The organism is Sphingobium chungangianum, from assembly GCF_977014255.1.
The window spans coordinates 361417-374788 of the sequence record NZ_CDRNIV010000002.1; the positions used below are offsets into that span (position 1 = coordinate 361417).

11 protein-coding genes are annotated in these 13372 nt (G+C 63.4%); 3 read left to right on the plus strand and 8 right to left on the minus strand.

Features of this window, described 5'->3' with window-relative positions:
* The first annotated feature begins 61 nt into the window (after positions 1-61).
* On the plus strand, positions 62-1381 hold the full coding sequence (locus tag ACWNC0_RS01790) for an SLC13 family permease (protein ID WP_449469194.1): 1320 nt from the start codon (positions 62-64) through the stop codon (positions 1379-1381).
* Between the two features lie 217 nt (positions 1382-1598).
* Positions 1599-2219: a cation diffusion facilitator family transporter gene (locus tag ACWNC0_RS01795; RefSeq protein ID WP_449469195.1), complete on the plus strand. Its 621-nt coding sequence runs from the start codon at positions 1599-1601 to the stop codon at positions 2217-2219.
* Positions 2220-2345: 126 nt separating this feature from the next.
* On the opposite strand, the gene ACWNC0_RS01800 is transcribed toward ACWNC0_RS01795, so the two are convergent.
* The 5 genes from ACWNC0_RS01800 to ACWNC0_RS01820 form a co-directional block, all read right to left on the minus strand.
* Complete coding sequence (locus ACWNC0_RS01800) at positions 2346-4736, minus strand: membrane-bound PQQ-dependent dehydrogenase, glucose/quinate/shikimate family (protein WP_449469197.1); 2391 nt, start codon at positions 4734-4736, stop codon at positions 2346-2348.
* 124 nt (positions 4737-4860) lie between these two features.
* The gene (locus ACWNC0_RS01805; protein WP_449469837.1) at positions 4861-5478 is read right to left on the minus strand and encodes an AI-2E family transporter; all 618 of its coding nucleotides are present in this window, start codon (positions 5476-5478) and stop codon (positions 4861-4863) included.
* Complete coding sequence (locus tag ACWNC0_RS01810) at positions 5418-5870, minus strand: hypothetical protein (RefSeq protein ID WP_449469199.1); 453 nt, start codon at positions 5868-5870, stop codon at positions 5418-5420. Before ACWNC0_RS01810 ends, ACWNC0_RS01805 begins: the two co-directional genes overlap by 61 nt.
* Complete coding sequence (locus ACWNC0_RS01815) at positions 5867-7276, minus strand: DUF2254 domain-containing protein (protein WP_449469201.1); 1410 nt, start codon at positions 7274-7276, stop codon at positions 5867-5869. The genes ACWNC0_RS01810 and ACWNC0_RS01815 overlap by 4 nt, the downstream gene beginning before the upstream one ends.
* Positions 7273-7782 (minus strand): DUF421 domain-containing protein, encoded by a 510-nt coding sequence (locus tag ACWNC0_RS01820; protein ID WP_449469202.1) that lies wholly within the window; start codon positions 7780-7782, stop codon positions 7273-7275. Before ACWNC0_RS01820 ends, ACWNC0_RS01815 begins: the two co-directional genes overlap by 4 nt.
* A gap of 202 nt (positions 7783-7984) precedes the next feature.
* Here ACWNC0_RS01820 and ACWNC0_RS01825 point away from each other — a divergent pair, with 202 nt between their 5' ends.
* Positions 7985-9544 (plus strand): L,D-transpeptidase family protein, encoded by a 1560-nt coding sequence (locus tag ACWNC0_RS01825; RefSeq protein WP_449469203.1) that lies wholly within the window; start codon positions 7985-7987, stop codon positions 9542-9544.
* Here the strand turns inward: ACWNC0_RS01825 and ACWNC0_RS01830 are convergent.
* From ACWNC0_RS01830 to ACWNC0_RS01840, 3 genes are read right to left on the minus strand one after another with little or no spacing between them, the layout of a single operon-like run.
* A complete protein-coding gene (locus ACWNC0_RS01830; protein WP_449469205.1) occupies positions 9541-10788 on the minus strand; it encodes a mechanosensitive ion channel family protein in 1248 nt (415 codons plus the stop codon). The genes ACWNC0_RS01825 and ACWNC0_RS01830 overlap by 4 nt on opposite strands.
* On the minus strand, positions 10785-12122 hold the full coding sequence (locus ACWNC0_RS01835) for an MFS transporter (protein ID WP_449469207.1): 1338 nt from the start codon (positions 12120-12122) through the stop codon (positions 10785-10787). The genes ACWNC0_RS01830 and ACWNC0_RS01835 overlap by 4 nt, the downstream gene beginning before the upstream one ends.
* Positions 12119-13357 carry an MFS transporter gene (locus ACWNC0_RS01840; protein WP_449469209.1) on the minus strand — a complete coding sequence of 413 codons (1239 nt, stop codon included), beginning with the start codon at positions 13355-13357 and terminating at the stop codon, positions 12119-12121. Before ACWNC0_RS01840 ends, ACWNC0_RS01835 begins: the two co-directional genes overlap by 4 nt.
* Between the last annotated feature and the right edge of the window lie 15 nt (positions 13358-13372).

Genomic DNA, 13372 nt, shown 5'->3' on the forward strand with positions numbered 1-13372 from the left:
CAAATCGCCAACTTTTTGTATTTTTCCTGCCTTGGCGGTCCCTTTATGCTAGCCGAAGCCGATGACGCTTGAGCAACTTGTCACCCTTTTCGTGCTCTGCGGCGTCGTCGCCGCGCTGATATGGGACAAGGTGCGCGCTGATGTGGTCGCTCTCGCCGGGGCGGCGCTGCTGCTGCTGACAGGCGCTGTGCGGCCGAGCGAGGTCCAGGGCGCGTTCGGCAGCCCGGCAATCATCGCTCTCGCTTCGCTTTTCGTTATCGCCCACGCGATGGAATTGTCCGGTCTGCTCGACTTGCTGATCGCCAAGGCGGTGGCGCTGTGCCGCCGGATCGGGGCGCTCGGCATCTGGCTGCTCATTGCGCTTTGCGGCGGCGCATCTGGCTTTCTTAACAACACTCCTATAGTCGTCCTATCCGCGCCCGTGGTGCGTGACGTGGCGAAATCATTGAAGCTCGATCCCAAGCGCTTTTTGATGCCACTTTCTTATGTCGCGGTGCTGGGCGGCTGCTGTACGCTGATCGGCACCTCGACCAACCTCCTCGTCGATGACATGGCGCGATCTTCGGGCCAGCCGCCATTTTCGATCTTCGAGATCACGCCCGTCGGTCTGGTAGTCGCTGCTGCCGGGGGTCTTTACCTCTTCTTCTTTTCCGGCCGGCTGCTGGCCAGGCCGCTGCCGGCAACGCTTGAGCGGTTGGAGGCCGCGCTCCCGCACCATGTCAGTCACGTTGATCTTGCTGGCGACATGATCGGGGACGCGGAAGACTTCGCCGTGAAACGGCCGTTGGCGCCCACCAAGGCTGTGGCATCGACGGCGATCTTCGTAGGCGTCATCACCCTTGCCGCTCTCGACATCGCCCCGATCGCTGCCTCAGCCTTCGCGGGCGCGGTACTGCTGATTCTTCTGCGCGTGATCCGGCCGGAGGAAGCCTATGGCGGACTGCGGCCGGAAATACTGATGCTGATCGTGGGCATGGTCGTCATCGGCATCGCCCTGGAGCAGACGGGGCTTGCCGCCGCTGCGACCAATGCGCTGGTGGCCAGGGTTGGGCTGTTCGGCCCGCTGGGCGCGCTGATCCTCCTCTATGGGGCAACGCTGGTGCTGACGGAGCTCTTGTCGAATGCAACGGTCGCCGTGCTCGTCACTCCGGTCGCCGTTGCGCTGGCGGAAAGCCTCAGCGTCAGCCCCCGTCCATTCCTCGTCGCGGTGATGATGGCGGGCAGCGCGGCCTTTGCGACGCCCTTTGGCTATCAGACCAATGTTCTGGTCTATCAGATGGCGGGATACAGCTATCTCGATTTTACCAAGGTCGGCCTTCCTCTCAACCTCATCACCTGGGCGGCGGCGGTGACCGCGATCCACTGGTTCTTCCCATTTTAGGCTGAAGCGGCGCCTGCGCGTTGGAGGCGGAACGAGACCGGAGGCGTTGCATTCCCTCTGATGAGCAAGCTTGCTGGGAGATGAGAATGGCTGACGCTCATGCCCATCGGCACGATCAGGGCGAACATGAGCATTCGTCTGGCGCAGGTGGACATGCCCATGCACCCGCCAGCTTCTGCAGGGCTTTTGCGATCGGCATTGTCTCAACGTCGCCTTTGTGGCTACCGAGGTCGTCTATGGTCTGACCAGCCGCTCGCTCGCCTTGCTCGCGGACGCGGGGCATAATCTGAGTGACGTCGCGGGCCTTGGCATCGCATGGGCTGCGATCATCCTCGGGCGGAAATTGCCCAGCCGGCGGTACACCTATGGATTGACTGGCACATCGATCCTCGCGGCGCTCGCGAACGGCATCCTGCTAATGCTGGCGGCAGGGGCAATCGCCGTCGAAGACCTTCAGCGCTTTGGCGATCCCCAGCCCGTCGCAGGCAATATAGTGATGATCGTCGCGGGCATCGGCATCGCCATCAATGCCGCGACGGCGCTGCTGTTCACGTCCGGTCGGAAGGGCGACATCAACATTCAAGGCGCCTTCCTTCACATGGCTGCGGACGCGGCCGTTTCGGCGGGCGTTGTCGTCGCGGGGCTTACTATTCGTCTCACCGGCTGGGACTGGCTGGACCCCGTGGTCAGCCTCATCATCGTGGCGGTCATAGTCTGGACGACCTGTGGCCTGCTGCGCGAAGCCACTGCCATAAGCCTCAGCCTCACCGGCGGGAATCGATACAGGGAAGGTGCTTCAGGAGCTTCAGCAGTTGCAGGGGGTGGAAGCCGTGCATGACCTGCACATCTAGGGAATGAGTACGACCGAAACTGCGCTCACAGCGCATCTTGTTATGATGCCGCAGCCTGCGCACTGCAATCCGATCTGGTGATCTAGAGGCTGTTGGGCGGTGCCGACCTCAGCTTATGGAAGAGCATAAGCGACGACAGAATCTCCCACTGGCGTCTCCATGAAATGGTGGCCGCCCGCATAGATCACGAGATATTCGCGCCCACGCGCCTCGTAAACCATTGGTGTCGCCTGGCCTCCGGCAGGCAGTTTCCGTTGCCAAAGGGTTCTGCCCGTGGCGAGGTCGATGGCGCGGATCAGGTTGTCAGTCGCCGCAGCGATGAAAATGAGACCGCTCGCGGTCACGACTGCGCCGCCATTATTGGGCGTGCCGATGGTGATCGGCAGCATCGAGGGTATGCCGAAAGGACCATTTGTTCGTGCAGTGCCAAAGGGCCGATCCCAAATCGTCCGGCCGCTCGCCATGTCAATCGCGCGAATGCCGCCATAGGGCGGCTGCTTGCATAGCATGCCGGTGAATTGCAGCCGCCATCCAGCATTCACGTCGATCGCATAGGGAGTATGGGCCTGCGGATCGCCCGCTCCCTCCGCCCCGCCGATTTTGCCCCGCGCCTGCTGGCGCGGCGCCCATCCTTTTTTGTTCGCCTCCTTGCGAGGGACCAGACGCACATAGTTTGGCATGTCGTTATAGTTGGCAACGATCACGCCGCGGCGGGGATCGACGGCAATGCCGCCCCAATCCGTCCCGCCATTATAGCCTGGATATTGGATGGACCGCCTGTTGCTCTCGGGCGGCGTGTAGAAGCCCTTGTAGTTCGCTTGGCGGAACTGGATCCGGCAGATCATCTGGTCGATCGGCGACATGCCCCACATGTCGCGTTCGGTAAGATCCGGTTTACGCAGCGTGTGCCAGCCGGAATAGATCTGGACCGGCGAGCGCTGCCCCGGCTCGACGCCGCCGACCGGCGCGCGCATCACCCCCACTGGCGTCAGCGGTTTTCCGGTGCGGCGGTCGAGGATGTAGATGTCGCCCTGCTTGCTTGGCAGGACCAGTGCGGGTGTGCCGCGATAATCGACCAGCGTCGCCTGCGCACCAAAGTCATAATCCCACACATCCTTGCGCACGGCCTGGAACCGCCAACGCGGCTTGCCGCTGCCGACGTCGAGCGCCACCAGCGAGGTCGCATAGAAATTCTCCGGCGGACGGCGCAGGCCGCTATAATAGTCTGCGGCCGCATTGCCCATGGGCAGATAGACAAGGCCCAGTTGCTCGTCGCCGCTTGCGATCGTCCACATGTTGGGCGTGCCGCGCGCCCAGGTCTGTCCCGGCGGGGGATAGCCATCCCAGTCGGGATGCATCATGTCCCATGCCCAGCGCAGCTTGCCCGTCACGGCATCGAAACCCCGGATCACCCCGGAAGGCGCCCAGCGATCCTGCCCGTCCAGCACCTGATGCCCCGTCACAACGACGCCGCGCACGATGGTCGGAGGTGAGTTGATCGAGACATAGCCGGCGGGCGTTTCGCCCATGCCGATCTTTGTATCGACCTGTCCGTTCGATCCGAAATCCTCACACGGCCTTCCGGTTTGCGCGTCTATCGCGAACAGGCGCGCGTCCAGCGTCCCCCAGATGATCCTCCTGTCGCAGGCCTGGCCCGCCGCCGCGCCGGGCACCTCATAATAGCTGACGCCCCGGCAGGCGGCGGTATAGGGAATGGCCGTGTCGGGCACACGCGGATCAAAACGCCAGCGTTGATGTCCGGTCGCTGGATCGAGCGCGACGACGATGCTCTTGGGCGTGCAGACATAGAGCATGTTGCCGACCTTCAGCGGCGTGTTCTCCGCGCCATAGGTCCCCTTGGCAGCCTTTGACGGCAGGTCGCGCGTGTGCGTCAGCCAGACTTGCTCCAGCGAGGAGACATTAGTGGGCGTGATCTGCGTCAGGGGCGTGAAGCGCCGGGCGCTTTCCGATCCCCCGTAGGCGGGCCAGTCGGCACCCGCTTGTCGCAGTGCCGGGTCGCTCATCATGGTGGATGCGGCGGGAAGGGCAGCCAGCACCTCATGTTCGTTGACCTCGCTCAGCGTGAAGCCGGTGACGGTAGTCAGGAGGATGACGGCGGCAATCGCCCCGCCTGCCAGCTTCCAGCGATCCGCGCGAAATGACATTAGCGGCATGACGAGCAGAACGGCGACCAACAAGATCAGCGGCGCGATCACGCGGGGAACGAGCGCCCAGCCGTTTGCGCCGACTTCCCAAAAAGCCCAGACAAGCGTTGCCGCGACCACAGCGACATAGAGCCACGCGCCCAACATCCGGCGGCTGTACAGCAGCCAGCCCGAGGCGATCATCGCCACGCCCGTGATCAGATAATAGGGCGACCCGCCAAGGATCAGCAGCCATGTCCCGCCAATGGCAAGCGCAAGGCCGATCATGCCGATCAGGCATCCGACGATTGTGGTAGCCCATTGTGATCGGGCGCGGGCGGGCGACGCAGCGTTCAGCATGGTACATCCGTTTATCGTGGGAGCTACCACTCTAACGGAGAAAGGCTGTCCGATGTTCCCGTCGCGGCGCTCCAGACTATCCTTTGTCTCGGCTCTGCGGCAGCCCTGTTCACGCCTCGCACGATCAGGCGGAAAGCAGCTTGGCGACCCACCGGCTCCTGTCGAAATGATCGCATATGATGACGACCGAGGTTGTTAAGGGAACGGCGATCAGCGTCCCCGCGATGCCCCACATCCAACCCCAAAAGGTCATGGCGACGACAATGACGAGCGGCGAAAGCGACAAGCGGCGTCCCTGCAGGATCGGATAGACGAAATTGCTGATGATGATCTGCAACGCGGCAAAGCCTGCGAACACCAGGACTGGCATGCCGATGCCGTGAAATTGCAACGCCGCATAGAGTGTCGGAGGAATGATGCCGATGATGTTGCCGATGACGGGAACGAAGTTCAGCAGGAAATTAAGCAGACCCCAGACAATCGGAAGGTCCAGCCCGGTTGCCAGAGCCCACAGGGTCGATGCCATCCCGGTCAGCAGGCTTGTCGCCAGCGTCGTGCTGAAATAGCGCCTCACCTGCTCGGATATGGAGATCATAGTCGAACGCAATTGGCCACGCGTCTCCAACTCCAGCTCGGCCCGCATCTTGTCTTGCATGCGGGCCACTTCAGGCAGCCTCAGGATCACGAACAGCCCGACGAACCCTGTATAAGTGACGAAACTGTAAATGCTAGCCGCCAGCATCTGCGCGAGTGCCACGATGCGTTGCTGATCGAGCAGCCGCGCGTCGAATGTGACACCCAATCCCGCGCCTTGTTGGCTGCCGCATCGTAGAGGGACACGAGTTTGGACCATTGAGCACTCAGGACGCTCATCAATTGTCCAAGCGAGAGATAGACCGCAGCGACGAAGGCGGTCAGGATGATGACGAGCGTTGCGACCGTCAGCCAGCTCAGCCAGCTCGGCAGTCGCTTGTCCAGCCACAGTTTGAGCGGCCATAACGCCGCAACGATGATCGCCGCGAATAGGATCGGCATAGTCACGGCATAGCTTGCCCGCAAAGCCGCCAGGATCAGGATCAGCGCGATCACCCACAGCAACTGGCCTGCGCTTGGTCTCGTCCCCGGCACGGTCACGCCGCGCCGCCCAACCAGCTGAAGTCATCGCGCAGTCTTCGCCGGTGATCGGGCTTGGCCAGGGCGTCGCGCAAAAGGTTGGCGCGATCGGTTACGACCTGGCTGTTCAGGCGGTCCAGCTTGCTTCCGGCAAGCCCCGCGATCCTGTCAATGTGAGTCCTGACGGCCGCCAGTCTTTCGCGGTCCTCGCATGCGACCGCCACCTCGCCCAGTGAACTCAGGAAATGGAGAGCCGCCACCCGGTCGCCTGCGCAATATTGCGCCAGAGAGCCGAAGCTCCGTTCGAGAAAATCCCCAAAGCGCTGCGGGTGGGCGATGACGCGCAGCGCCCCGTCGGCATCCTGCCGTAGATGGAAGGGGATCTCGCGTCCCGACAGGTCAGAGATGGCCGCGCCGAGCCAGTCCAGGCAGGTGATCGCGGTGAACGGGTCGTTGATGCCCGGCGACAGGGCCCGCGCCGCGATTTCGACCAGCTCGTCGATCAGAAAGCGCAGGTCCTGCAAGGCCGTGCGCTGCGATCCGATGGCAAAGGCGTCGGCCAACGCCTGGCTGGCCTCTTCATCGCAACGCTCCGCTGGAAAGACGAGGATCAGCGCGCGCCCGGCATGCACGAAATCCCCGGGCTGGTAGCGCAGGCGGAGCACCAGATCATGGCCCGACGCCAGCTGGAGCAGGTCCTCGTCACGGACCAGTTGGATATAGCCCGTATGGCTCGCCGTCACCAGCCGCACCGGCGCAGCCGCTTCCGCTTCGCCACCCTGCCGAAAGGGTTCGGGCACGATCGTGTCGCCTGTGTGACGACCCCGATCGGCGGGTTCGCCAAGGAAGCGCGGGAAACGATGGCCTACCTCCCGAAGCAGGCGCTTCCCGACATCCTCGATCACATTGTTGATGTGGATCTTGCTGGGGACGTGATGGATGAAGAAGATCAGCACGGCGATGGAGCAGAGCGCTAGCAGCACCGCGACCAGCAGGGCGATGTTCGGCACGAAGCCCACGCCGCCGGACTCCTCGGGTGAACGCACCGTTCGCAGGACGATGAGGCAGTAGAGGAAGGTGGCGATGAAGGTGCCGAGCGTGACCTGATTGCCCCGGTCCCGCATGAAGTTGCTGAGCAAGCGGGGTCCATATTGGCCGGATGCATAGACCACGGCGGCAATCGTGACAGAAAACACAGTGCCCGCGACGGTAATCATCGAACCGCCTATCGCCGACAGAAGCTGCCGCGCCCCGCTCGGCCGCGAGGCGCGCAACCAGGCGAAGCGGTCCATCCAAACCGAGCCTTCATAACTGTCCAGCCAGATCATGCCTCCTGCCAGCAATATTGCGCCGCAGGCCATGATGGAGGGCAGGAACCAGTAGCTTTGCCGCAGCATATCGGCCAAGCGGAGCAGACGAGCCTTCACGACCCACGCTCCTGCGGCCATGCGGTTCGTGCCCCGGCACGATCGCGCGCGATGACGCTCAGGCTGCCGTCTGTTTCCAGCACGACCGCGGCTACATCCGAAAGGTCGCCCACCCCCGCGCCGCGAACGGCCGCCTTCACCTCGTCCGGCGATATGCGCTCCTCGCGCAGAGCATCTTCCAGAATATGGCCATCAGCAAGAAGGATCCTGGGATCGGATTTGGCGAACCGCGCGACAATGCGGAAGCGGCACGCACTCCAGGCAACGAGAAATTGCAGTAGCGCCAGCAAGACAAAGGCAACCATTCCCTCGAACAGCGCGACGTCCTTGGTCAGCAGCACCGTCGCAAGCGTCGATCCGAGCGCCACGGTCACGACAAGATCGAATGCGTTTAGCTTTGCCAGCGTCCGCTTGCCGCTGAACCGGAGCACGATGACCAACGCGGCATAGGCGGCGGTGCCCACCAGCATCACTCGCCAGAGACCACACCAATTATCGAAGAACATAGCGGTCCTTTCCCTCGTCGCCGGTGCGATATCCCGCCGTGAAAACGGAGGTGGGTCCACCGCATCGTTCCGGGGCGGGGAACGCGATATCCGGCCAAGCCGTCCGGTGCCATCATTGTCGCCGTTGATTCTATAACCGGGGATGCGGCTGCTCGTTCCGCCTGCGGAGGGAGCCAAATCGTCGACAAGCCGTTCATCGACAATGAGGAATTCGAAGTTTCGCTCCTTCTTTCTGCCTTTTGTCGCGATTTCCGCCAGCGGTCTGCCACATCGTCCGGCGCTGTCAGCTGTCCAGCCCCCCTCCGCGACGGCCATGGACGTTGCCGCGTTGGGCGAGGAACTGCGCGCCGCCGCCCGGGATGAAAATGTCCGTCGCTTCTATGAAGTGGCGGGGTGGCGCGCATGCTGGTCACTTACGGCCGAACAGGAACTGCTCAGCGCTTTGGATCGGCGATCGCAACATGGCCTTGATCAAATTAACTTTGGCGCGCGGCCGTCCGCGTCCGACAGCGCGCTCCAGCGTGAACTGAAGCTCACCCGACTTGCGCTCGCCTATGCATCGGCGCTCGCGCGCGGCGTCGTCAATCCCGCCTCCCTGCACGAAATCTACACCTTGCCCAGGCCAGCGGCAGATGTGCCCGCTGGACTGGCAGGGGCCATGAAGGAAGAGGGAGTTGGCGCTTGGCTCGCCAGCCTAGCGCCCCAGACCGACGAGTATCGCCGACTGTCGACGGCCTATCGCGAATATTCCGCCAAAGCGCTGGAAGATGCACGCAAGCCTTTGCCCGACGATGGGCTCATCCATGTCGGCGACCGGGACGCTCGAATCCCTGCCATCGCGGCGCAGCTTGCGGACAATGACTATCTCCTGTCCCGGGTCGGCGCGGGGTCGCGCCCGGCAACTGTCGATGAAGGTGCGCTCTACACCTTCTCGATGGAAAGCGCGGTCAAGCGCCTTCAGGAGGACTACGGCATAGCGGCAGATGGCATTATCGGCCCTGACACATTCAGCGTCCTCAATCTGCGGGCACCGGACCGTGCACGCGCGCTTGCCGTTGCGATGGAGCGGCGGCGCTGGATGCCCCGGTCGCAGCCAGCGACGCGTATCGATGTCAACATCGCGGCCGCACGCCTGCAATATATCCGCGATGGCGTAGTCGTGGATCAGCGCAAAGTGGTTGCGGGCCGCCCCGATCGGCCGACACCGTTGCTCGGTTCACCCATATTCCGGCTGGTCGCCAATCCGACGTGGACCGTGCCCAAATCTATCCAGAACACGGAACTGGCGCATGTGGATGCCGCCTATCTCCAGCGCAACAATATGGTCATGCGCGGGGGCTGGATCGTCCAGCAGCCGGGGCCGGACAATGCGCTGGGGCAAGTAAAGTTCGACATGCGCAACCGTCATGCCATCTATCTGCACGACACGTCCGCGCCCGCCCTGTTCGACAGGAGCGAACGGCATCTCAGCCATGGCTGCGTCCGGGTCGAAGATGCGCTTGGTTTTGCGGAGATGCTCGCGTCCGATGAGGGTGTCCTCGATCAATGGCTGACGGCGCGTCAATCCGGGCAAGAGCAGTTTGTCGCTTTGCCGCGCGAGATTCCGGTTCGCCTGCTCTACCGCAATGTCTTTATGAGGCCTTCGGGCGACATCGCCTTCCGCGCGGACCCCTATGGCTGGAACGATGCAGTCGCACAGCGCCTGGGCTTCACCGGCGCAGGCCGCAAGTCACAGCCAGAGGCGATCGACATCGGCCCCTAGGCCGTCGCCAATGCCGTCACGTCGGCGCCGGTCGGACGCTGGAACAGTCGCAGGTCGAACTCAGGCAGGATGGCGATCAGGTGGTCGAATATGTCGCCTTGAATGCCTTCATATTCATCCCAGACCGTGCTGGTGGCGAAGGCATAGATTTCCATCGGCAGGCCGTTCTCGCTAGGCGCGAGCTGACGCACCAGCAACGTCTTGTCCTGCGCGATGTCGCTGCGGGATTGCAGATAGGCCAGCACATAGGCACGGAAAGTGCCGACATTGGTCAATCGTCGGCCATTGACGGTGCCGTCCGCGCCCTGCTCGCTATTCCAGCGCTCGATCTCCTGTCTCTTCGCTTCGAGATAGGGTTGCAGCACTGCGAATTGCGCCATCGTCTCAATGTCACTGTCATCCAGAAAACGGACGCTGCGCTGGTCGATCATCAGCGAGCGCATGATGCGTCGCCCGCCCGATTGCGACATGCCGCGCCAGTTACGGAAGCTGTCGGAAATCAGTCGATGGGTCGGGATCGTCGTGATCGTCTTGTCGAAATTCTGGATCTTTACCGTGTGCAGCGCGATGTCGATCACGTCGCCATCCGCGTTGAACTGCGGCATCTCTATCCAGTCGCCGACGCGCACCATGTCGTTGGAACCGATCTGGACCGACGCCACCAGCGACAGGATCGTGTCCTTGAACACCAGCATCAGCACCGCTGCCATCGCGCCCAGGCCCGACAGCAGCAGCAGGGGCGATTGATCCATCAGCGCGGCGATGATCAGGATCGCCGCCGCGCCGTAGAGCAGCAGCTTGCCCAACTGCACATAGCCCTTGATCGGCCGGTTGGCGGCGTTCGGGCGCCGCTGATACAGGTCATTGAGCAGCGTCAGGAAGCCGCTGAGCGCGATCGCGATGGTCAGGATGATGAAGGCGGTGGACAGGCTGCGGACGAATGTGACGGCTTGCGCAGGCAGATGCGGAACAGTGCCAATGCCGACCTGTATCACCAGCGCGGGGACGATGTTCGACAGCCGCGCGACGATCGCGCCGATATGTTTCCCCTCAATACGGAAGGGCAGGTGATGGAGCAGGCGGAGCAGTAGCCGCAGCACGATGCGCTTGGCCACCCAGTTGGCCGCCCATGCGACTATGCCGAGCAGCAGCAGCGCCAGCCCGCTCTGCATCCACGGCTCGTTCACATAGCCGCGCGTCAAGGTCGAGATGCTGTCGTTGGAAACCGGAAGGTGGGTAATCAAGCCTGCTTCTCCGCGAAGGGATCGTCATAGAGGGACCGGCCCGCCGTTTCGGGCATGAAACGCAGCGCGATCAGCCCGACGATGCAGGCTGCGATCATGTAGAAGGCCGGCATCAGCTCATTGCCGGTGTAGCTGATCAGACCGCTGCCGATCGCGGGCGCCGTCCCGCCAAAGATGCTGGTCGCGAGATTATAGGCGATGGCGAAGCCCGCAAAGCGCACCTGTGTCGGGAACAGCGCCGGAAAGGTCGCCGAAATCGTCGCCAGCTGCGGCACGTAAAGGAGCCCCAAGAGGACGAAGCCCGCGATCGCTCCCGCCAGCCCCGTTGCCATCAGCATGTAGAGCGGCACCACTGCGATTAGCAGCCCGACCAGCGACACCCGCCACATCGGCCGCCGCCCAACCCTGTCCGACAGCGCGCCGGCAAAGGGCAGGAACACCATCATGAGCAGCATGCCGATGATCGGCACGATCAGCGCCTCATCATTGGACAGCCCGATCCGCCGCTGCAAATAGGTCGGCATGTAACTGAGCAGCGTGTAGTTCACGACATTGAGCGCGACCACCAACCCGCCGACCACCAGCATCGGCCGCCAGTGCCGCCGCATCAGCAGCGACAGGCCGGGGGAGGGCGGCCCGCTGTCATGCAGCGCCGCCGCCGCGCGGAAAACGGGCGTGTCCTCCATCTTCGAGCGCAGGTACATGCCGACCAGCCCCATCGGCGCCGCCACAAGGAAAGGCACGCGCCATCCCCACGCATGCATCGCCGCATCCCCCAGCATCAGCGAGAAACCCAGCATCAAAGCCGCGCCCAGCGAGAACCCCGCCAGCGTCCCGAACTCCAGGAAGCTGCCGTAAAAGCCGCGCCGATCATCGGGCGCATATTCCGCCATGAAGGTCGCCGCCCCGCCATATTCGCCGCCGGTCGAAAATCCCTGCACCATGCGCAACAGGATCAGCAGCAGCGGCGCCCAGAAGCCGATCGTCGCATGATCGGGGATCAGCCCCACACAGAGCGTCGCTCCCGACATCAGCAATATGGTCAGCGCCAGCACTGACTTGCGCCCCAGCCGATCGCCCAGCGGCCCCCAGAACAGCCCACCCAATGGGCGCACCAGGAAGGAAATGGCGAACGTCGCCAGCGCGAACAGCACCGCTTCCTCCGTGCTGCCGGGAAATAACGCGGCGGAGATATAGGTCACGCCGTAGGCATAAATACCATAGTCGAACCACTCGGTCGCGTTGCCCATGGCGGACGCGGCAATCGCGCGGCGCAGCGTGGCGTCCTGGCTTGGCGCGGGATCGGCTGCGGCAGTGGCGGAAATCGCGGTCATGTGGTTTGCCCTTCATCGACGCTGTTCGGGTCCAGCAGCGCGGCCATGGGCGTAGTGCGCGGCATGATCTGGAATTCCTGCTGATACTGGTCCGGCACCGGTTCGGACGCGCGCTGTCGCCATAGCCCGACCATCATGGCGAGCCCCGCGCAGCAGGCGATGAACAGGAACAGCCCGCCGGTGCCCGCCGCCGTCATGAAGCCCGCCGCCAGCACTGGCCCCAGCGCAGCACCGATCGAATAGAGCAGCACCAGCCGCCCGCTCGCCGCCACCCGCTCCGTTTCCAGCAGCCGGTCGTTGCAATGCGCCACGCACAGTGGATAGAGCGCGAAGCTCAATCCCCCGAACAACGCGCCAAGGCTCATCAGCAGCAGGCCACCTGCGCCGATCAGAGACAGCGCGACGCTGACCAGCGCGGCCACCGCAAAGCTGCCGACGATCACCCGACGCCGGTCGTGCCGGTCGGACAAGCGCCCCAGCGGCCATTGCAACGCAACGCCGCCCAAAATGACGATCATCATGAAATGCGCGGTTTCGGCAAGGTCCAGCCCCAGCCGCCGCACATGCACCGCCGCCATTCCATAAAATGCGCCCAGCATCAGCCCCGTCGCCACTGCGCCCCAAGCGCCCAGCGGCGATGCCGCCAGCAAGGATCGGAGTGAAAAGGCGCTTGCCTCCACAGGCGCAGGCGCGGAACTGCGCGTCAGGCATAGCGGGATGATGGCCAGCGAAATCAGGATCGACGCGATCTGGAAAGGAACGGCGGGCAGCGACCCGCTCGCCCCCAACAGCAATTGCCCGATCGCCTGCCCTGAATAGAGGGCGACCATGTAAGCCGCCAGCACGCTGCCACGCATCTCCGGCTCGGCGCGGTCGTTGAGCCAGCTTTCCAGACACACGAACACGCCCGCGACGCAGATGCCATCGATCAGCCGCAACAGCATCCAGAACAGCGGTTGCGTCCACAGCGCATAGGATAATGTGCTGGCCGACAGCAGCGCGACGAAAGCGGCAAAGGCGCGGATATGGCCCACGCGCCGCACTATGCCGCCCGCGCGCAGCGACCCGATGATCAGCCCGCCAAAATAGGCGGTGGCGACGATGCCTATGGTCATCGTGCCACTGCCCGCCCGATTGAGCCGCAGGCTGATCAGGGTCGCCAGAAACCCACTGCCCGCCATCAGCATGAAGATGGACAGCAAAAGGCTGCGCACGGGTTGGATGGCCAATAGCATGACAGGTCGATCAGC